The organism is Kitasatospora sp. NPDC090308, assembly GCF_044769485.1.
GTDB lineage: Bacteria > Actinomycetota > Actinomycetes > Streptomycetales > Streptomycetaceae > Kitasatospora > Kitasatospora fiedleri.
The window spans coordinates 414,096-434,269 of the sequence record NZ_JBIVXY010000006.1; the positions used below are offsets into that span (position 1 = coordinate 414,096).

The 20,174-nt window shown below is 74.0% G+C and carries 17 protein-coding genes and 2 pseudogenes; 15 read left to right on the forward strand and 4 right to left on the reverse strand.

Annotated elements, in window-relative coordinates; translation table 11 throughout:
- Nucleotides 1-45 precede the first annotated feature (45 nt).
- The 7 genes from ACIQVD_RS17820 (at nucleotide 46) to ACIQVD_RS17850 (ending at nucleotide 11,755) form a co-directional block, all read left to right on the forward strand.
- Nucleotides 46-807, forward strand: coding sequence for a response regulator transcription factor (locus tag ACIQVD_RS17820; protein WP_282202038.1), 762 nt, complete (start codon nucleotides 46-48; stop codon nucleotides 805-807).
- Nucleotide 808: 1 nt separating this feature from the next.
- Complete coding sequence (locus ACIQVD_RS17825) at nucleotides 809-2,272, forward strand: sensor histidine kinase (RefSeq protein ID WP_402290042.1); 1,464 nt, start codon at nucleotides 809-811, stop codon at nucleotides 2,270-2,272.
- A gap of 387 nt (nucleotides 2,273-2,659) precedes the next feature.
- Nucleotides 2,660-4,201: a cytochrome ubiquinol oxidase subunit I gene (locus ACIQVD_RS17830; protein ID WP_402290044.1), complete on the forward strand. Its 1,542-nt coding sequence runs from the start codon at nucleotides 2,660-2,662 to the stop codon at nucleotides 4,199-4,201.
- Nucleotides 4,202-4,212: 11 nt separating this feature from the next.
- Nucleotides 4,213-5,220 (forward strand): cytochrome d ubiquinol oxidase subunit II, encoded by a 1,008-nt coding sequence (gene cydB / locus ACIQVD_RS17835; RefSeq protein WP_402290046.1) that lies wholly within the window; start codon nucleotides 4,213-4,215, stop codon nucleotides 5,218-5,220.
- A 35-nt stretch (nucleotides 5,221-5,255) separates the two neighbouring features.
- Nucleotides 5,256-8,810, forward strand: a complete 3,555-nt coding sequence (gene cydD / locus ACIQVD_RS17840; RefSeq protein WP_402290092.1) for a thiol reductant ABC exporter subunit CydD — start codon at nucleotides 5,256-5,258, stop codon at nucleotides 8,808-8,810.
- A gap of 104 nt (nucleotides 8,811-8,914) precedes the next feature.
- Nucleotides 8,915-10,705 carry a GAF domain-containing sensor histidine kinase gene (locus tag ACIQVD_RS17845; RefSeq protein ID WP_400692265.1) on the forward strand — a complete coding sequence of 597 codons (1,791 nt, stop codon included), beginning with the start codon at nucleotides 8,915-8,917 and terminating at the stop codon, nucleotides 10,703-10,705.
- Nucleotides 10,706-10,810: 105 nt separating this feature from the next.
- Nucleotides 10,811-11,755, forward strand: coding sequence for a DUF72 domain-containing protein (locus ACIQVD_RS17850; protein WP_400692268.1), 945 nt, complete (start codon nucleotides 10,811-10,813; stop codon nucleotides 11,753-11,755).
- A gap of 30 nt (nucleotides 11,756-11,785) precedes the next feature.
- Here the strand turns inward: ACIQVD_RS17850 and ACIQVD_RS17855 are convergent, their stop codons facing one another.
- Together ACIQVD_RS17855 and ACIQVD_RS17860 are read right to left on the reverse strand one after the other, a co-directional pair.
- Nucleotides 11,786-12,598, reverse strand: a complete 813-nt coding sequence (locus tag ACIQVD_RS17855; RefSeq protein WP_400692271.1) for an HAD-IIB family hydrolase — start codon at nucleotides 12,596-12,598, stop codon at nucleotides 11,786-11,788.
- Between the two features lie 118 nt (nucleotides 12,599-12,716).
- Entirely contained in the window at nucleotides 12,717-13,634 is a 918-nt protein-coding gene (locus tag ACIQVD_RS17860; protein ID WP_402290050.1) for a hypothetical protein, read from the reverse strand.
- 839 nt (nucleotides 13,635-14,473) lie between these two features.
- On the opposite strand from ACIQVD_RS17860, the gene ACIQVD_RS17865 reads away from it, so the two are divergent.
- The gene (locus ACIQVD_RS17865; protein ID WP_402290052.1) at nucleotides 14,474-15,490 is read left to right on the forward strand and encodes a hypothetical protein; all 1,017 of its coding nucleotides are present in this window, start codon (nucleotides 14,474-14,476) and stop codon (nucleotides 15,488-15,490) included.
- A gap of 103 nt (nucleotides 15,491-15,593) precedes the next feature.
- Here the strand turns inward: ACIQVD_RS17865 and ACIQVD_RS17870 are convergent, their stop codons facing one another.
- Nucleotides 15,594-16,481: an LLM class flavin-dependent oxidoreductase gene (locus ACIQVD_RS17870; RefSeq protein WP_402290054.1), complete on the reverse strand. Its 888-nt coding sequence runs from the start codon at nucleotides 16,479-16,481 to the stop codon at nucleotides 15,594-15,596.
- A 138-nt stretch (nucleotides 16,482-16,619) separates the two neighbouring features.
- Here ACIQVD_RS17870 and ACIQVD_RS17875 point away from each other — a divergent pair, with 138 nt between their 5' ends.
- The gene (locus ACIQVD_RS17875; protein WP_400692281.1) at nucleotides 16,620-17,276 is read left to right on the forward strand and encodes a DUF433 domain-containing protein; all 657 of its coding nucleotides are present in this window, start codon (nucleotides 16,620-16,622) and stop codon (nucleotides 17,274-17,276) included.
- On the forward strand, nucleotides 17,273-17,734 hold the full coding sequence (locus tag ACIQVD_RS17880; protein WP_402290056.1) for a DUF5615 family PIN-like protein: 462 nt from the start codon (nucleotides 17,273-17,275) through the stop codon (nucleotides 17,732-17,734). Before ACIQVD_RS17875 ends, ACIQVD_RS17880 begins: the two co-directional genes overlap by 4 nt.
- A gap of 68 nt (nucleotides 17,735-17,802) precedes the next feature.
- On the opposite strand, the pseudogene ACIQVD_RS17885 reads toward ACIQVD_RS17880, so the two are convergent.
- Nucleotides 17,803-18,039: pseudogene (locus ACIQVD_RS17885) on the reverse strand (LLM class flavin-dependent oxidoreductase); the annotation flags it as partial.
- Between the two features lie 65 nt (nucleotides 18,040-18,104).
- Between ACIQVD_RS17885 and ACIQVD_RS17890 the strand changes: the two are divergent.
- From ACIQVD_RS17890 to ACIQVD_RS17910, 5 genes and pseudogenes are all read left to right on the forward strand, one after another.
- The gene (locus tag ACIQVD_RS17890) at nucleotides 18,105-18,386 is read left to right on the forward strand and encodes a hypothetical protein (RefSeq protein ID WP_402290058.1); all 282 of its coding nucleotides are present in this window, start codon (nucleotides 18,105-18,107) and stop codon (nucleotides 18,384-18,386) included.
- Nucleotides 18,383-18,775, forward strand: a complete 393-nt coding sequence (locus tag ACIQVD_RS17895) for a type II toxin-antitoxin system VapC family toxin (protein ID WP_402290060.1) — start codon at nucleotides 18,383-18,385, stop codon at nucleotides 18,773-18,775. The genes ACIQVD_RS17890 and ACIQVD_RS17895 overlap by 4 nt, the downstream gene beginning before the upstream one ends.
- A gap of 294 nt (nucleotides 18,776-19,069) precedes the next feature.
- A complete protein-coding gene (locus tag ACIQVD_RS17900; RefSeq protein ID WP_402290063.1) occupies nucleotides 19,070-19,240 on the forward strand; it encodes a hypothetical protein in 171 nt (56 codons plus the stop codon).
- A gap of 3 nt (nucleotides 19,241-19,243) precedes the next feature.
- Nucleotides 19,244-19,600 (forward strand): annotated as a pseudogene (locus tag ACIQVD_RS17905) (DNA-binding protein); the annotation flags it as partial.
- A 307-nt stretch (nucleotides 19,601-19,907) separates the two neighbouring features.
- On the forward strand, nucleotides 19,908-20,174 hold a 267-nt coding region (locus ACIQVD_RS17910; protein WP_402290065.1), incomplete at its 3' end, for an MFS transporter.

The following is a 20,174-nucleotide window of genomic DNA, read 5'->3' on the forward strand; positions in this document are numbered from 1 at the left end:
GGTGTCCGGGGTGGCCCATTCGTCCGGCCGGGAGGCGGAGCAATCGTGTCAGGCGCAGTGCAGTCGAACCCGGCCGCGGCGACCCAGGTCGGCGGCGAGCCGTTCCTGCTGGTGGTCGACGACGAGCCGAACATCCGCGAGCTGCTCTCGGCCAGCCTGCGGTTCTCCGGCTTCCGGGTGGCCTCCGCCGCCACCGGCCAGGAGGCCCTGGACGCGGTCGCCGCCGAGCGCCCCGACCTGGTCGTCCTGGACGTGATGCTGCCCGACCTGGACGGCTTCACCGTGGTGCAGCGGCTGCGCGACCAGACCCAGTGGCCGCAGAGCCCCGAGCACGTCCCGGTGCTGTTCCTGACCGCCAAGGACGGCACCGGCGACAAGGTGCAGGGCCTGGCGGTCGGCGCCGACGACTACGTCACCAAGCCGTTCAGCCTGGAGGAGCTGATCGCCCGGATCCGGGCGATCCTGCGCCGGGCCGGCGGCCCGGCCGACGACGGCCGCCTGGTGGTGGCCGACCTCACCCTGGACCCGACCGCGCACGAGGTGACCCGCGGCGGCGTCCCGGTCTCGCTCTCGCCCACCGAGTTCAAGCTGCTGCACTACCTGATGGCCAACGTCGGTCGGGTGGTCTCCAAGGCGCAGATCCTCGACCACGTGTGGGCCTACGACTTCGGCGGCGACCTGTCCATCGTCGAGTCGTACATCTCCTACCTGCGCCGCAAGCTCGACTCCGGCCCGGTGCACGGCCCCAAGCTGATCCACACGGTGCGCGGCATCGGCTACGCGCTGCGCCGCCCGCCGAACAGCTGAGGTGGCCCGCTTCTCGCTGCGCGTGCGCCTGCTGGTGCTCGCGCTGCTCCTGGTCACCACCGGCCTGGTGGTGAGCGACACCCTGGTGCTGGGCACCGTCCGCGGACAGCTGGTGGACCGGGCCGACGAGCAGCTCGACCGGTTCGCCGAACCGCTCTCCCGCCGCCCGCCGAGCCGGCAGACCACCGCCTCGGTGTTCAGCAGCACGCAGACCGCCGGCCGCCGCTCCGGGCAGAGCCTGCCCAGCGAGTACGTGGTGCGCTACCTGGCCGAGGACGGCTCGGTGCTGTCGGTGATCCGGCAGCCGCTGAGCGACTCCGACCCGGCCCCGCAGCTGCCCGCGCTGGACCGCAAGGGGCTGACCGACCGGCTGGACGAGCCGTTCACCGCCTCCGGGCCGAAGGCCGGCGAGTGGCGCTCGATGGTGCTGCCGCTGCAACGCGCCTCCGGCACCGACCTGGCCGCCCCCAAGTACGTGCAGGTCGCGGTGCCGCTGGCGGACGTCCAGTCCACCATCTCGCACCTGCGCACCACCTTCCTGACCATCGGCGCCGCGGTGCTGGCCGGCCTGGCCGGGCTCGGCGCGCTCGCGGTCCGGGCCGGGCTGCGCCCGCTGCGCCAACTGGAGGCGGGCGCCCAGCGGATCGCCGACGGCGACCTGTCGTACCGGATGCCGGACCTGCCGGTGCGCACCGAGGCGGGCCGGCTGTCCGCCGCGCTGAACGGGATGCTCACCCACATCGAGACGGCGTTCGCCGCCCGGGCCGCCTCGGAGCAGCGGATGCGCCGCTTCGTCGCGGACGCCTCGCACGAGCTGCGCACCCCGCTGGCCGGCATCCGCGGCTTCGCCGAACTGCACCGGATGGGCGCGCTGCAGGACGTGGACCGGGCGATGGACCGGATCGAGTCGGAGGCGGTGCGGCTGGGCGCGCTGGTCGAGGACCTGCTGATGCTGGCCCGCCTGGACGAGGAGCGCCCGCTCAACCTGGCCCCGATGGACCTGCGCACGCTGGCCGCCGACGCCCTGCACGACCTGACCGCGCTGGACCCGGGCCGCCCGGTCGCGCTGACCGGCCCGGACGGACGGGGCGCACCGCAGCCCGCGCCGGTGCTGGGCGACGAGGCCCGGCTGCGCCAGGTGGTGACCAACCTGGTGGGCAACGCGGCCAAGCACACCCCGTCCGGCACCGCGGTGCGGATCGGGGTGGGCCGGGCCGAGGGCGCCTGCCTGCTGGAGGTCGCCGACCAGGGCCCGGGCCTGACCGAGGAGCAGGCCGCCCTGGTCTTCGAGCGCTTCTACCGGGCGGACGCGGCGCGCACCCGCCGGGCCGGCGAGGCCGGGGGATCGGGCCTGGGCCTGGCGATCGCCAGCGCCCTGGTGTCGGCGCACGGCGGCGAGCTGGCCCTGCGCACCGCGCCGGGCGAGGGCGCGGTCTTCCGGCTCTCGCTGCCGCTGCAACGCTGAGGCGCGGGCCACTGAGGCCCGTACCGCCGGGGCCCGTACCGCCGGGGTCCGTGCCACCGGGGCCCGTACCACCGGGGTCCGGGTCGCCGGGGCCCGGGTCGCGCCGGGGCCGGGCGGCGGGCTGACGCCAGGTCAGGGCGGGCGGTGTCAAGCGCCGTTCGGTACACCGGGGCTGCCCGGACGCTGCTTGTGGGGGGCCGGCCGGACCCCGGATCATCGGCGTGTCCGAGAACACCCCACCCCCGTGCTTCCGCACCGATAAGCATCATGGATACTTCCCTTGTGAACGTGTTCACGTTCACAAGCGGACAAGCTTGGGTGGGTATGGTGCGCCCGGGTGCAAATATCCCTTCCGTCCGTTATGTGCACACCCCGAGAGAAGGCGCAGTGGACCTAGCAGTCGCTCACGAGACCATCTCGCGATGGCAGTTCGGCATCACCACCGTCTACCACTTCCTCTTCGTGCCGCTCACCATCAGCCTGGCCTCGATCGTGGCCGGTCTGCAGACCGCCTGGGTCCGCACCGGCAAGGAGAAGTACTTCCACGCCACCAAGTTCTGGGGCAAGCTCTTCCTGATCAACATCGCCATGGGCGTGGTCACCGGCATCGTCCAGGAGTTCCAGTTCGGCATGAACTGGTCCGACTACTCCCGCTTCGTCGGCGACGTGTTCGGCGCCCCGCTGGCGATGGAGGCGCTGATCGCCTTCTTCTTCGAGTCCACCTTCATCGGCCTGTGGATCTTCGGCTGGGACCGGCTCCCGAAGAAGATCCACCTGGCCTGCATCTGGCTGGTGGCGATCGGCACCGCGCTGTCCGCCTACTTCATCCTGGCCGCCAACTCCTGGATGCAGCACCCGGTCGGCTACCGGATCGACCCGGCCACCGGCAAGGCCCAGCTCACCGACATCGTCCGGGTGCTGACCCAGAACACCACCGTGGTGCAGGTCTTCCACACCCTCACCGCCGCCTTCCTCACCGGCGCCGCCTTCGTGGTCGGCATCGCCAGCTACCACCTGTGGCGGGCCAAGCGCGGCAAGCAGCCCGACGGCCGCAAGACCGCCGCGATGCGCACCTCGCTGCGGGTCGGCCTGGCCATCGCCGTGGTCGCCGGCCTGGGCACCGCGATCAGCGGCGACACCCTCGGCAAGGTGATGTTCGAGCAGCAGCCGATGAAGATGGCCGCCGCCGAAGCCCTGTGGGACACCCAGGCGCCCGCCCCGTTCTCGGTGTTCGCGGTCGGCGACGTCTCGAAGGGGCACAACTCGGTCGAGCTGGAGATCCCCGGGATACTGTCCTTCCTCGCCCACAACGACTTCTCCTCCTCGGTGCCCGGCATCAACGACACCGCCGCCGCCGAGGCCGCCCGGTACGGCGGGCAGCCGGACGACTACATCCCCAACATCTTCGTCACCTACTGGGGCTTCCGGCTGATGATCGGCTTCGGCATGACGTCCTTCGCCGCCGCGCTGATCGGCCTGTGGACCACCCGCCGGACGTTCTGGCTCGCCCCCGAGCACCGCACCGGCGAGGACGAGCCGCCCAAGCTGATGCTCACCAGGAACCGCGAGATGAGCGTCTTCTTCACCCGGTGGAGCTGGCGGATCGGCATCCTCACCATGGGCTTCCCGCTGCTCGCCAACAGCTTCGGCTGGATCTTCACCGAGATGGGCCGCCAGCCCTGGGTGGTGTTCGGCCTGATGCGCACCCGCGACGCGGTCTCCCCCAACGTCACCGTCGGCACCCAGCTGGTCGGCCTGACCACCCTCACCGCGCTGTACGCGGTGCTCGCCGTCATCGAGGTCAGGCTGCTCGCCAAGTACGCCGCCGCCGGGCCGAACACGGCCGAGCAGCCGCCCGCCAAGGACCCGACGCTGCGCGGCCCCTCCGACGACGAGGACGCCGACCAGCCCCTCGCCTTCGCGTACTGAGGACGGATCACATGCACCTGCACGACCTCTGGTTCATCCTGATCGCCGTCCTGTGGATCGGCTACTTCTTCCTCGAGGGCTTCGACTTCGGGATCGGCGTCCTGACCAGGCTGCTGGCCCGGGACACCACCGAGCGCCGGGTCCTGATCAACACCATCGGTCCGGTCTGGGACGGCAACGAGGTGTGGCTGCTGACCGCGGGCGGCGCCACCTTCGCGGCCTTCCCCGACTGGTACGCCACCCTGTTCAGCGGCTTCTTCATCCCGCTGCTGCTGATCCTGGTCTGCCTGATCGTCCGCGGCGTCGCCTTCGAGTACCGGGCCAAGCGCGACGGCGCCCGCTGGCAGCGCAACTGGGAACTGGCCGTCTTCTGGACCTCGCTGCTGCCCGCCTTCCTGTGGGGCGTCGCCTTCGCCAACATCGTGCACGGCGTCGACATCGACCGGGACAAGAACTACGTCGGCACGCTCTGGGACCTGCTCAACCCGTACGCCCTGCTCGGCGGCCTCACCACCCTGGTGCTGTTCACCTTCCACGGCGCGGTGTTCGCCTCGCTCAAGACCAGCGGCGACATCCGGGTCCGGGCCCGCGCCCAGGCCACCGGCCTCGGCCTGGTCACCGCCGTGCTCGCCGCGGTCTTCCTGGTCTGGACGCAGCAGCACTCCGGCAACGGCTGGAGCCTGGCCGCGCTGGTGGTCGCCGTGCTCGCCCTGCTCGGCGCGCTCGGCGCCAACCGGCTGGCCCGCGAGGGCTGGGCGTTCACGCTCAGCGGCCTGACCGTCGTGGCCGCCGTCGGGATGCTCTTCCTGGCGCTGTTCCCCGACGTGATGCCCTCCACCCTGGACGGCGCCTGGTCGCTGACCGTCACCAACGCCTCCTCCTCGCCCTACACGCTCAAGGTGATGACGGTCGTCGCCGTGGTCTTCACCCCGCTCGTGCTGCTCTACCAGGGCTGGACGTACTGGGTGTTCCGCCGCCGGATCGGCGTCCAGCACATCCCCGCCGCCGCGCACCACTGACCGCAGGAGCCGAACCGATGGACCGCCAGCAGCGGATGCGCCCGATCGACCCCCGGCTGCTGGCGCACGCCCGCACCACCCGCGCCTTCCTCGCCGGGTCCGTCCTGCTCGGCGGGGCGGGCGCGGCCCTGCTGGTGGCCCAGGCCGGGCTGATCGCCACCCTGGTGGTCGGGTCCTTCCAGCACGGCCGCGCCCCGCTGTGGGGACCGCTGCTCGGCCTGGCGGCGGTCTCGCTCGGCCGGGCGCTGGTCGCCTGGCTCACCGAACTGACCGCCCACCGCTCGGTGGCCGCCGTCAAGTCCACCCTGCGCCGCCGGCTGCTCGACCACGCCACCGCGCTCGGCCCCGGCTACCTCGCCGGCCGCCGCACCGGCGACCTGGCCACCCTCGCCACCCGCGGCGTCGACGCCCTCGACGACTACTTCGCCCGCTACCTCCCGCAGTTGGCGCTCGCCGTGGTCGTCCCGCTGGTCGTGCTGGCCCGCATCCTCGGCGCCGACTGGGAGTCCGCGGCGATCGTCTGCGTCACGCTGCCGCTGATCCCGCTCTTCATGATCCTGATCGGCCACGCCACCCAGGCCCGCACCGACCGTCAGTTCGCCGGACTCGCCCGGCTCTCCCACCACTTCCTCGACGTGGTCGCCGGACTGCCCACCCTGAAGGTCTTCGGCCGGGCCCGCGCCCAGGCCCGGGCGATCGGCCGGATCACCGAGGACTACCGGCGGGCCACCCTGCGCACCCTGCGGCTGGCCTTCGTCTCCTCCTTCGCGCTGGAACTGCTCTCCACCCTCTCGGTCGCCCTGGTCGCCGTCTCGATCGGCTTCCGGCTGGTCGACGGCACCCTCGACCTGGAGACCGGCCTGCTGGTGCTGGTCCTCGCCCCCGAGGTCTACCTGCCGATCCGCCAGGTCGGCGCCCTCTACCACTCCAGCGCGGAGGGCCTGGCCGCCGCCGGGAGGATCTTCGAGGTGCTGGAGACCCCGCGGCCGGCCGACGGCACCCGCCCCGCCCCGGCCGCCGCCGACCTGCGGGTCGAGCACCTGACGGTGCGCCACCCCGGCCGCGGCGGCGACACCCTCACCGACCTCTCGCTGACCGTCCCGGCCGGGCGCACCACCGTCCTCACCGGCCCGAGCGGCGCCGGCAAGACCACCCTGGTGCACGCCCTGCTCGGCTTCGTCCGCCCCGACGCCGGACGGGTCCTGGTCGGCGGCCAGGACCTCGCCGAGACCGACCCCGCGAGCTGGCACGCCCAGGTCGCCTGGGTGCCGCAGCACCCGCAGCTGTTCGCCGGGACGGTCGCCGAGAACGTCCGCCTCGCCCGCCCCGACGCCACCGACGACCGGCTCGCCGCCGCCCTCGCCGCCGCGCACGTCGACTTCGCCGCCCCCGGCACCCGGCTCGCCGAGAACGGCCACGGCCTCTCCGCCGGCCAGCGCCAGCGCCTCGCCCTGGCCCGCGCCCTGCTCGCCGACCGGCCCGTCCTGATCCTCGACGAACCCACCGCCCACCTCGACCCGGTCACCGAGGCGGCCCTCCTCGACACCCTCCGCGCCCTCGACCGCACCGTCCTGCTCGTCACCCACCGCCCCGCCCTGATCGCCCTCGCCGACCACCACGTCCACCTCCCGGGCCCGGACGCCGTTCCGCCGGCGCGGGACCAGGGGCGCGCGGAGCCGCGCGGAGCGGGAGGCGAAGCCCTTCGGACCCGGCACCGGAGCGACCTGCCGCTCAAAGGGGCGGCCGCCCGGCAGGGCGCGGACCACGGGGCGCAGGCCGCGCCGGAGCCCGGTCCGACCGCCGTCGCCTCCCGCCCCGGGCGGCTCCCCGCGTCCCTGACCGCCGCCGACCGCGTCCCGCGGCTCTGGCTCGCCGTCCTGCTGGGCGCGCTCGCGCTGGGCTGCGCCGTCGCGCTGATGGGGACGTCCGGCTGGCTGATCTCGCGGGCCTCGCAGCTGCCGCCGGTGCTGTACCTGATGGTCGCGGTGACCTCGGTGCGGGCGTTCGGGATCGGGCGGAGCGTGTTCCGGTACGCCGAGCGGCTGGTCGCGCACGACGCGGTGCTGAAGGCGCTCGGCGGGGTGCGGACGGCCGTCTACCGCCGGCTGGAGCGGCTGGCCCCGGCCGGGCTGCCGCAGTTCCGGCGCGGCGACCTGCTCTCCCGGCTGGTCGCGGACGTGGACGCGGTGCAGGACTTCCACCTGCGCTGGCGGCTGCCGGCCGCCGTCGCCGCCGTGGTCTCGCTCGGCGCCTCGGCGGCCCTGGCCGCGTTCCTGCCGGCGGCGGGCCTGGTGCTGGCGCTCGGGCTGCTGCTGGCGGGCGCGGCCGTCCCGGCGCTGGAGCGCCGGATCTCCGGCCGGACCGAGCGCCGGCACGCGCCCGCCCGCGGCGAGCTGGCGACCGCCGTGCTGGACACCCTGACCGGCACCGCCGAGCTGACCGTCGCGGGCGCGCTGCCGCGCCGCCTGGGCGCGGCCCGGGACGCGGACCGGGCGCTGACCCGGCTGGCGGCCCGCTCGGCCGCCGCGAGCGGCCTCTCGGCGGGCCTGGTGGCGCTGGTGTCGGGGCTGACGGTGGTGGCGGCGTCGGCGGTCGGGGTGCGCGCGGTGGCGTCGGGGGCGCTGCCGGGGGTGTGCCTGGCGGTGGTGGTGCTGACGCCGCTGGCCGCGTTCGAGGCGGTGGCGGGGATGCCGACGGCGGTCCGGTTCCGGGAGCGGGCCCGGGCCTCCCGGGAGCGGCTGGCGGAGGTGCTGGCCGCGCCCCTCCCGGTCCGCGAGCCGGACGCGCCGCGGCCGCTGCCGGACGTCCCGCTGCCCGTCGTGGTCAGCGGTCTGGCGGTGCGCTGGCCCGGCGCGGAGCGCGACGCGCTGCACGGCGTCGACCTGGAGCTGGCCGCCGGGCGCCGGATCGCGGTGGTCGGGGCGTCCGGGTCGGGCAAGACCACGCTGGCGCAGGCGCTGCTGCGGTTCGTCGAGCCGTCGGCCGGGGCGGTGCTGCTGGCGGGCCGCACCGACACCCGGGAGCTGGCGGGCGAGGACGTCCGCCGGGTGGTCGGGCTGTGCGCGCAGGACGCGCACGTCTTCGACAGCTCGGTCCGGGAGAACCTGCGCCTGGCCCGGCCGGACGCCGACGAGGCCGCGCTGCGGGCGGCCCTGGCGCAGGCCCGGCTGCTGGCGTGGGTGGACGGCCTGCCGGAGGGCCTGGACACCATGGTCGGCGAGCACGGCGCGCGGCTGTCCGGCGGCCAGCGCCAGCGCCTGGCCCTGGCCCGGGCGCTGCTCGCGGACTTCCCGGTGCTGGTGCTGGACGAGCCCGCCGAACACCTGGACGTGGCCACCGCGGACGCGCTGACGGCCGACCTGCTGGCGGCCACCGCGGGCCGCACCACCCTGCTGATCACCCACCGGCTGGCCGGCCTGGACGACGGCAGCGTGGACGAGGTGCTGGTGCTGGACGCCGGCCGGGTGGTCGAGCGCGGCCGCTGGTCGGAGCTGGCGGACCGGCCGGGCGGGCGGCTGGCCGCGATGGTGGAGCGGGAGCGGGCGGGGGAGCGGCCGGGGGAGCAGCCGGGGGCGCGGGTGGCGGCCTGAGACCGGGCGGCGGGTTCGCGGCGGTGGCGGTCGGTGGCGGCCCGCGCCGGGTGTCGCCGGGCTGAAAAAAGGGGCGAACCATGACAGACGGGCACACTGGTCCCATGCAGACGCCGGAGGAGCCGACCGCCACGGGCGGCCGGCCGCGCATCCCCGAGATCTCCTCGCTCGGGCTGGACACCCTGGTCACCGAGGTCTCGGAGCGGCTCCAGTCGGCCGCCGCGGTGACCGACCGGATGCAGCGGCTGCTGGAGGCGGTGGTGTCGGTCGGCGCGGGCCTCGACCCGCACGCCACGCTCCAGCGGATCGCGGCCGGCGCGGCCGAGCTGGTGGACGCGGAGTACGCGGCGATGGGGGTGGTGAACCCGCACGGCAGCGGCCTGTCCGACTTCATCCACATCGGCGTCGACGAGGGGACGGCGGCCGAGATCGGCCACCTGCCGACCGGCCGGGGCATCCTCGGCGCGCTGATCGACGACCCGCGTCCGCTGCGGCTGACCGACCTGTCCACCGACCCGCGCTCGGTCGGCTTCCCCGACCACCACCCGCCGATGGTGTCCTTCCTGGGGGTGCCGATCCGGGTCCGCGGCGAGGTGTTCGGCAACCTGTACCTGACCGGGAAGAAGGGCGGCGGCTCGTTCACCCCCGAGGACGAGCAGGTGGTGCTGGCGCTCGGCGCGGCGGCGGGCGTGGCGATCGAGAACTCCCGGCTGTACGAGCAGGGCCGCCGCCGGGAGCGCTGGATCACCGGCGCGGCGGCGGTGACCACCTCGCTGCTGTCCACCGACGAGGCGCAGATCGCGCTGACGGTGGCCGCCGAGCAGGTCCGCGAACTCGCCGAGGGCGCGCTCGGGATGATCCTGCTGCCGGCCGGCGAGGACCGGATGCGGGTGGCGCACGCCTCCGGCGAACGGGCCGACCACCTGACCGGCGAACTGCTGCCCGAGCACGGCTTCGCGCCCCTGCTGCTGGCCGGCGAGGCGGTCTACCTGGACGACCTGGCGGCCTCGCCGCAGACCGCCTCCGACACCCAGTTCGACCGGCTGGCAAGGGAGTTCGGTCCGTCGATGGCGGTGCCGATGGTGTCCGCGGGCCGGGTGCTGGGCGCGCTGTGCGTGTGGCGCGCGGCCGGCACCCCGCCGTTCACCGACACCGAGCGGCAGCTCTCCCAGACCTTCGCCTCGCAGGCGGCGCTGGCCCTGCGGCTGGCCGAGTACCAGCGCAACCAGCAGCGGCTGGCGGTCTTCCAGGACCGCGACCGGATCGCCCGCGACCTGCACGACCTGGTCATCCAGCGGCTCTTCGCCACCGGCATGATGCTGGAGTCGGCCGCCCGCCGGGCCGCCGTCCCCGAGGTGCGGGAGCGGATCGGGCAGGCCGTGGACGAGCTGGACGCCACCATCCAGGAGGTCCGCACCACCATCTACGCCCTCCAGCACGGCGACACCGACGACCGGCCGGACACCCTGCGCACCCGGGTGCTGCGCGAGGGCAGCCAGGCCGCGGCGGCGCTCGGCTTCAAGCCCACCATCACCTTCACCGGCCCGGTGGAGAGCCTGGTCGGCGAGAAGACCTCCCGCCAACTCCTGGCCGCCCTGCGCGAGATGCTCTCCAACACGGCCCGGCACGCCCGCGCCTCCCGGGTCGCCGTCGAACTGGACGCCACCGTCCACCTCGGCGAGGACGGCCGCCCGCTCTCCGCCGCCCCCGCCCGCACCGGCCCGCCCGGCGTCCTGCTCACCGTCACCGACGACGGCGTCGGCATCCCCGACGGCGGCCGCCGCTCCGGCCTGCGCAACCTCACCCGCCGCGCCGAGGCCCTCGGCGGCGACGCCTGGCACGAGCCCGGCCCGCACGGCAAGGGCACCCGGGTCCGCTGGACGGCCCGCCTCTGACCCGTCCGGGCCGGTGCGGGCCGGTGCGGGCCGGTGCGGGCCGGTGCGGGCCGACCCGTCCGGACCGGGTTGTTAGGCCAGGCCCGGACGGGGAAGGCGCGGTCCATGGGAGAGATCCGGGTCGGCGCCTGTTCCTGGACGGACAAGGAGCTGCTGGCCAGCGGCTGGTACCCGAAGGGCCGGCGCGACGCGGAGGGCAGGCTGCGCCACTACGCGTCCCGGTTCCCGCTGGTCGAGGTGGACGCCACGTACTACGCGCTGCCCAGCACCCGCAACAGCGAGCTGTGGGTCGAGCGCACGCCCGCCGGCTTCCGCTTCGACGTGAAGGCGTTCTCGCTGCTCACCGGCCACCCCACCCGGTCGGCCGCGATGCCCGCCGACCTGCGGCCGGCCCTGGCCCGGAAGGACGACCCGGAGCTGCTGGACGAGGTGTGGGCCCGGTTCGCCGGCGCCCTCGAACCGCTGCGCCGGGCCGACCGCCTCGGCACCCTGCTCTTCCAGTTCCCGCCGTGGCTGGCCCCGGACGCGCAGTCCCGGGCGCTGCTGCGGGCCTGCCGGGAGCGCACCGCGGGGTGGCCGGTGGCGGTGGAGTTCCGCCACCCCGACTGGTGGCGGCCGGAGCTGGCCGCCGCCACCTCCGACCTGCTGACCGAGCTGGGCACGCCCGCCGTGGCCGTGGACACCGCGCAGGGCCTGCCCACCTCCGTCCCGCCGGTCGCCCCGGTCACCTCCCCGGACCTCGCGGTGGTCCGCCTCCACGGCCGCAGCCGGGCCTGGGGCACCGGCTCGAAGGAGGACCGCTTCCGCCACGACTACACGCCCGACGAGCTGGCCCCCTGGGTGGAGCGCGTGCACGCGATGGCCGAGCGGACCCGGGAGGTGCACGTCCTGTTCAACAACTGCTGCGCCGACGCCGCCGTCCGGGCCGCCGGGACGATGGCGGGCCTGCTGGGCCTGGACCCGGGACCGGACCCGGACCGTGCGGAGGGTCGGGCGGAGGGCCGGGCGGAGGAGCTGACCCTGGACCTGGGACTGGACCTGGACGGGTGACCGCTGTCGGCGCGACCGCTCCGGAACGGGTCAGATCAGTGTCTCGATGACCGCCGCGACGCCGTCGTGCTCGTTGCTGACGGTGTGCCGGGCGACCGCGGCCAGCACCAGCGGGTGGGCGTTGGCGACGGCGTACGACTGGCCGGCCCAGGCGAGCATCTCCAGGTCGTTGGGCATGTCGCCGAAGGCGACCACCTCGGCGGCCTCGATGCCCTGCTGGGCGCACCAGCGGGCCAGGCTGCTGGCCTTGGTGACGCCCGGGGCGCTGATCTCGACCAGCGGGATCGGGCTGGAACGGGTGACCTCGGCGAGCGGGCCGACCGCGGCCCGGGCCCGGTCCAGGAACTCGTCCGGGGCCAGGTCGGGGTGCTTGCCGAGCACCTTGAACAGACCGTCGACCTGCCCGGCGGCGAGCAGCTCCGCGGCGGTGCCGACCGGGTGCTCCTTGTCGGACTCCCACATCACCACGTTGTACCCGGGCTCCCGGGCGAAACCGCCCGGGAACTCGAACGCGAAGGCCGTGCCGGGCAGTTCGTCCCGGATCAGGTCCGTCACGGACAGCGTCCGGGCCGGGTCGAACGGGTAGGTCTCCAACAGTTCCCCGCGCCGGACGTCGACCACCGCGCCGCCGTTGGAACAGATCGCCACGCCGTGGCCGCCGATGTGCGCGCCCAGGTGCTGCATCCAGCGCGGCGGCCGCCCGGTGACGAACACCACCTGCACCCCGGCGGCCTCGGCGGCGGCCAGCGCGGCGGCCGTCCGGGTGGTCACCGTGCCGCCGGAGCACAGCAGGGTGCCGTCGAGGTCGGTGGCGATCAGGCGGGGGCGCGGGAAGGCGGTCATCCGTCCATCTTCGCGCACTCGCCCGGCAACCGGACCCGCCCGGGAACGCGACCCGCCCGGGGCCGGACCCGCCGGGTCGGGCGGGTCCGGCCGGGTCGGGCAGGTCCGGCCGGGGCGGTCAGGCCGCGACGTCCAGGGTGAGCGCCGCGGTGTGCAGCGTGCCACCGGTGCGGAACTGCAGGAACAGCCGCCAGTCGCCGGGCTCCGGCAGTTCGGCGTGGAACGCCAGGGCCGGCCCGCCGCCTGTGCCCCCGGCGGCCTCCGCCTCCGGGTGCAGGTGGGCGAACGCCAGGTCACCGGCGTGGAAGGCGGTCAGGTGCGCGTACGTCCCCAGGTACGACTGGAGGTCGGTGACCGGCTGCCCGTCCTTGCCGACGGTGACGGTCAGCTCCCCGGCCGCCCCGGCCCTCGGCACGCCCGACACGGTCACCGTGTAGCCGTCCACGCCGGTGCTCGCGGCGGCGGCCGGCAGCGGCACCGGCGTACTCCGCCCGGGCACCGTCGCGCTGCGGCTGAGCACCAGGCCGGTGCCCGCCCCGCTGCCCGCGTCGGGGACGAACGAGGCGTACACCCGCCAGTCGCCGGGCTCCAGCGCGGCCACCGGGGCGGTCCAGGTGCCGTCCGGGGACATCACCGGGTGCAGGTGCCGGAAGCCGGACAGGTCGGTGCGGATCGCGTAGAAGTGCATCTCCTCGGTCTGCTCCGGCCGGTACGCGGTCAGCACCCCGCCGTCCGGTCCGGTCACGGTGAACCGGTACGCGTCGCCGGACAGCGCGCCGTCCAGCCGGTAGCCGCCCTGTTCGGCGACCGGTCCGTTGTCGGCGGTGCTGCTGCCGGGCGTGCCGTCCCCGCCGTCCGGGCCGTGGCTCGTCCCGGCCATGTCGTGCCCGGCGTGGTCGCCGTGGCCGGCCGAGGGGGAGGCGGCGCGGTCGGTGCCGGGCGTGCCGTCGCCGCCGCAGGCGGTCGGGCCCAGCACGAGGACGGCGGCCGCGGCGGCGGCCGACAGGGCGCGGCGGGTGGTGGTGGTACGGGTCATCGGGGGTTCGCTCCAGGGTGCGCGCGCGGATGCGCGGTCGCGGACAGGACGCGGCGCCCGGCCGGCCGCCTGCGCGGACCGGTCCGGGTGGCGCCCTCACCTGCGGGCGACGCAGACCCGAATGAGCAACCCCCGCCCGCCGTCCGGCGGCGCCCGCCCGCCCCGCTCCGCGCCCGCCCGGCACGCCACGGCGACCACCGGCCGCGCCGGGCACCACGGCAGGGCCGCCCCCGGAGCGGGGACCGGCGGACGGTCCCGCGCCTGGGTGGAGACGCAGACGGCACCCGGGCCCCCGTCCCGCACCGGCACGCCGACGGCCGGACGGTCGCTCCCGGGCCGCGCGTGCGGCGGCCGGGCGGCGGGCCGGTGCCGCACGCTGGCCGGGTGCACCGGCACCGCGGCGACCCCTCCGGACGGCACGGACGCGTCCTGCCCCGGCCCGGACCGTTCCGTCCGCCCGGGGTGGCAGCCGGCGGCGCTCGCGGGGCTGCCGTGCATCAGGAACAGCCCCAGCAGCAGGGCGCACAGCACCGCCCACCGGGCGGCCGTCCGCCCGGCCCGGTCCGTGGTCCGTTCCGTCCGATCCATCCCGCTCAGCATACCCCCACCCCGTATCGAACACCCGCTGCCGCGAGGTGGCGGACGGTACGTCAGAGCGCCCGTCGGCACCGGACGGTGGGCACACGATCGGCTGTTGCCGTTCGGTGACGGATCAACGATCCGCGCCGGACATCCGCTCGACAGACTTCTCCTGCGGCGCTCGCCCGGAGCCTCAGGGGGGAACGGGAGCGGGCGCCGCGCCCGCCGCTCACCACCGTCCGTCCCTGGGGGAACCTCCGATGTCCGTCCGCACCCGCCGCACCCGGCGCACCCGTCTCGCCTCCTTCGCCGCCGTCGTCGTCCTCGGCGCCACCGTCCCCGTCCTCGGGGGCGCCTCCGCCGCCTGGGCCTGCGGCGACGTGCCGGAGGACGCCGCGGCGACGGTGGCCGCCGCCGCCCCGGCCGCGACCGTGGCCGCCGCCGCCCCGGCCGCGACCGTGGCCGCCGCGGCTCCGTCGGACGTCCCGTCGGACGCCCCGGCGCAGGTCCCGGTCGACAAGCTGCGGGTGGAGATCACCGCGCAGCAGAAGTCGCTGGAGGCAGGCGGCGACCCGGTCGAGTTCCAGGTCCGGATCGCCAACTCGGGGACGGTTCCGGCGGAGGGCATCGCCCCGTTCGTCGCCTTCTTCGACGAGGCGGAGGCGGCGGACCGGCCCGGCAGCATCCTGACCAAGGAGGACCTCATCCTCCAGGTGAAGACCTCCGACGGATGGCGGACCCTGTCGCTGCGCCCCGGCTGCGACCCGGTGCTGCGCTCGGACGACTACGCCTCGCTGAAGAGCACCGTCCCGGCCGGCGGCAGCGCCACCTTCACCTTCCGGCTCGCCGTCACCGGCCACTCCAACCCCGACCAGACCCAGGTCGACGTCTACGGCGGCGTGCTGAACGCCGCGCTCGCCCCCGGAGCCGACGCCCACCTGGTGCTGCCGATCCGGCACGCCGCCCCCACCGACCCGAACCCGCCGGCCGGCACCACGGCCCCGACCGCCGCGCCGAGCACCTCCGCGCCCGCCTCCGCCCCCGCCAAGGGCTCCACCCCGCCGGCCGTCGTCCCGGCCGCCGCGATCAGCCCCGCCGCGACCACCCCGGCCCCGAGCCCGACCACGGGCGCCACCGGCGTGCCCGCCGCCGCCAACCTGGCGTCCACCGGCGGCGGTTCGTCCTCCACCCCGATGCTCCTCGGTGGCACCGCGCTGGTGCTGCTCGGCCTCGGCACCGTGGCCGCCGTCCGCCGCCGCACCACCGCCGTCCGCTGAGCCGCCCCCACCCCCGCTCACCGCCCCGATGCCCTCCGGCACCGGGGCGGTGCCGTCAACCGCCCTCCCCACCGGGCACGTCGACTCCCGATCCGCCCGCCGCTCAACCCAGCTGCGCCAGGCCCTCGGTGGCGATCCGCTCGAAGACCGCGAGGTCGCCCGCGAAGATCGAGTCCGGCACCGGCCAGTGCACCACCAGCTCGGTGATCCCCACCTCCCGGTACGTCCCGGCCCAGTCGACGAACGCGTCCACCGACTCCAGCGGCTTCTCCGCCGTCGAACCCTGGAGCAGCACCTTCTCCAGCTCCCCGACGTCCCGCCCGGCCGCCTCGCACGCCGCCGCCAGCTTCTCCACCTGCCGCGCGATCACCCCGGGCGCCTGCTCCACCGGCACCTCCGCAGGCCCCTTCGGGTCCCCGTACGTCACCCAGCCCTGCCCGTACTCGGCCGCCAGCCGCAGCCCGCGCGGCCCGGTCGCCGCCACGTAGAACGGCACCCGCGGCACCTGCACGCACCCCGGGACGTTCCGCGCCTCCACCGCCGAGTAGTACACCCCCTCCCGGGTCACCGCGTCATCGCGCAGCAACTCGTCCAACAGCCCCACGAACTCCCCGAACCGGTCCGCCCGCTCCCGCGCCGACCACGCCTCCTGCCCCAACGCCGTCGCGTCGAACCCGACCCCGCCCGCCCCGATCCCCAACGTCAACCGCCCACCGGACACGTCGTCCAGCGTGATCAGCTCCTTCGCCAGCGTCACCGGATGCCGGAAGTTCGGCGAGGTCACCAGCGTCCCCAGCCGGATCCGCTCGGTCACCGTGGCCGCCGCCGTCAGCGTCGGCACCGACCCGAACCACGGCTCCTCCCGGAAGCTCCGCCAGCTCAGGTGGTCGTACGTGTACGCCGCGTGGAAGCCCAGTTCCTCGGCCCGCCGCCACACCTGCTGCCCCTCGCTCCACCGGTGGATGGGGAGGATCACCGTACTCAGTCGCATACCGGCGACCCTACGCGTTCGTCGCGTCGGCGATCCGATCTGCAGAGAGTCGCTGAGTCGGGTGAAATCGTGGCAGTCAGGCCGGCACTACGGGACCATGAAGTACGGTTCGGTCGACTGCCGAACGAGGCCAGGGAGGTGCCGCAGTTGTCGTACGAGCCCAAGCTTGCCGCCGCGCTGTCCGGTGCCACTCTGCGCCAGTTGTCGCACTGGCGCAGGGCCACAGCTGCACGCGGAGCCGTATTGGTCCCGGAGCTCTCAGCCTCTCGGCCGATCCTCTACTCCTTCCGGGATGTCGTGGCCCTTCGCGCATGCGTCCATCTGCGTCAGGACACTTCGCTCCAGAAGATCCGGCGCGCGCTGGACACCCTGCGCGACGATCTCAACGAGCACGAACACCTTTCGAGCTACCGATTGGTGGCCAGCACCGACACCATCTACCTGGCTGCGCCGGATCACGCTGTGGACCTGGTGCAGAAGCGCGGCAACCTGGTCATCCACGAGATGGTCGACGTACTCGCCCCGTTCTACCGCAACGGCCGCCAGATCCCGAGTCTCCTGCAACCCAGAGAGCATCTGTCCGTGGACCCGCTGGTACGTGGCGGCGAACCTGTGATCGAGGGGACGCGTGTCCCTGCTGCTGAAGTCGCTGCCCTACTCAAGGACGGCGTCCCGCCGGAGTCGGTCAGGGACTTCTATCCCGGTGTCACGGCGGAAGCTGCCCGCGACGCTGCTGACTTCACCGCCTACGTGGACAGTTACTCGGATGAAGGATTCCGGCAGGCTGCCTCTTGAAAATCCTGCTCGACGAGAACGTCCCCCTGCCTTTGGCGCGAATGGCCCAGTTGCTGCTGAAACAGCACGAACTTCAACACGTGGCAGAGATCGTCGGCTGGGCAGGCACCAAAGACGTCGAGCTCTACGCGCGGGCAGCCTCAGCAGGCTTCCAGGTCGTGCTCACTAACGACACCAAGCAGATGGCTCGCCCGCTGGAGGTTGTGGCGATCGCCGAATCGGGCCTGCACAGGATTGAGTACCGCCACAATCACAAGCACGGGGGCCTCTTCGGCCTGGGCGCGGCTGTCGCCACTGTCTGCGCCGGTCTGCCACACGCCTTAACCGAGCTCGAATGCGCAACAGGCCAACTCCTGCTGTCCCTCACTTCGATCGACCCGTCGCATCAGAGCCGGCTGCGAATCGTGAATCCCGCCGCGACTCCTCCGAAGCACTGGCCTACCGCCGGGAGTGCATGAGGCGGGAGCCGTGAGAACGAGCTACGCGTCGGACGGGCGCAACTGCAGGTCTTCGCAGGTCAGCATGCGATAGGTGAACGGGGCTTGACCGAGGTCGCCAGCGTCCCCAGCCGGATCCGCTCGGTCACCGTGGCCGCCGCCGTCAGCGTCGGTACCGACCCGAACCACGGCTCCTCCCGGAAGCTCCGCCAGCTCAGGTGGTCGTACGTGTACGCCGCGTGGAAGCCCGGTTCCTCGGCCCGCCGCCACACCTGCTGCCCCTCGCTCCACCGGTGGATGGGGGGGATCACCGTACTCAGTCGCATACCGGCGACCCTACGTGCAAGGGTGACCGCCGACATCCTCACACACCATGTACTACAGTTTTCCCATGACTGCACCGCGCTCCGGCAAGACACGAGTCACCAGCGTCTCCCTGCGCGCCGAGACCTTGGAAGCCATTCGTGCCCGCGCCGGCAAGCAGGGCATCTCCTCCTACATCGAGGAGGCCGTGCAACGGCAACTCCAGCGCGAAGCCATCGACGAGTACATCGAGGCCGCCGAAGCCGATCACGGACCGGTGGACCCGGCGGAGGTGATGGCCAGGGCCGAGCGCATCCGTGCGCACCATGCCGCTCATCGCGCAGACCCCGCCCCGGCGGACGCCGCGTGAGCGGCACGCTCGTTCTCGACAGCGAGGCTCTCTCCAAGCTGTCCCGGCGGCACCGCGACATGACTGTGTGGTTGGACGTCGCCCGCACACTGGATCTTCTGGTGGTGACGAGCGCAGCCACTCTGGTGGAGGCGCGCGATCCCAAGGTGCCGCAGGCGGCGTTCGACCACGCGGTCTCCCTCGCCAAGGTGCGGCCCGTCACGGAGGAGATCGCGCGGGCGGCGAGCAAGCTGCTGACAGCCGAGGGGCTGCACGGCCACAAGTACGCCATCGACGCGATGCTCGCAGCCACCGCGCACGCGGAACACGGCGACGTGACCGTGGTGACCGGCGATGTCGATGATCTACGCCGCCTGTGCCACCGCCGCATCGCGGTCGAGCCGATCTGACGTCTTCGCACCCGATCGTTCGGCTTCCACCGTGCGATGTCGGCGTTCGATCCTGATGTTCCATCACCTCGTGGCGCGAACATCGTTCTTGGGGAGCGGACTTGGCTTACCGATGGCGTGGTCCGTGCTCTTGTGCATCCGATGCGCGGAGACCCGGATGCACAGCGATGCCATGCGGGCCCGGTGCCCGAGGCGGCTGAGCGCGGGTGTGGAGCACCCACTCCGCCCATCCATTGGTGCGGTCTCACGAGGTCTGTGACCGAAGCGCCGACCGGGCGGCGACGAGGTGTCAGCATGCCTGGAACCAACCGCACGAAGGCGGCGCGCGTCCGGATTCGCTACACGGGCGAGACCCGGGAAGCAGCCGAAGCCGGCGCACGAGGAGATCTTCGGGTCGGGCGGGGCGGCTCGGTCGGTGGACGCCGCGTGAACGAGCGCTTCGCGACGGTCGTTCTCGACTTCTAGGGGCTGTCTGCACGGGTCGCGTAGGACCGCGGTCTCCTCGTCAAGCCGGATCTGTTCGTTTCGGTGGGAGCAGAGCTCGTGACCTGTGCGAACACCATCGTGGAAGTCACCCACGCCCGGGTGGACAGGGCACGACTGAACTTCGTGCTCTCCCGGGTCAGGGTCGAGTCCGTGACCGAGCCCGCAGCCGACGCGGCGGCGGACCTGCTCGTGGAGGCCGGCCTGCACGGTCACGCATGCGCGATCGACGCGACCGTTGCCGAGACGGCACTCCGCCAACCGGGACCGGTGGCCCTGCTCACCTCGGACGTCGACGACACGGCGAAACTCTGCGGCTCCCGGATTCGACTCATCGCGATCTGGCGCCGAACGGACCCGCGTGCTTCCAAGACGCGCCTGGTCATTGATCTTGTGGCAGGTCGAGGTGAGTGGACGGACGCGGTGTGGGAGCGGATGGAACCCCTGGTGGCCGCCCGCCCCCGCTGTCGGCGGGCTGTCGGCGGGCTGTCAGTGGGATGACAGCGGCCTGTCGGCGCGCTCCCGCACGCTCTGAGGAGACGGGCGGCAGCGCCACGGCGGCAGTGCGGACGGCATCGATGCACCGCGACGCCCACCGCGACGCCCACCCCGACACCCGCCCTGACACCCGTCCCGAGAGGAGGCCGCCATGACCGGCACCGAAACCACCGCCGCCGCCCCAGCAGCGGCGCCGCGCACCTATCCGTCGCTGCGCGCGGCCTGGATCCCGATGGCCGCGCTCTGCCTGGCCTTCTTCGTCGAGATGGTGGACAACACCCTGCTCTCGATCGCGCTGCCCACCATCGGCCGCGACCTGGGCAGCGGCACCACCGCCCTCCAGTGGGTGACCGGCGCGTACTCGCTGACCTTCGGCGGCCTGCTGCTGACGGCCGGGTCGATGGCCGACCGGCTCGGG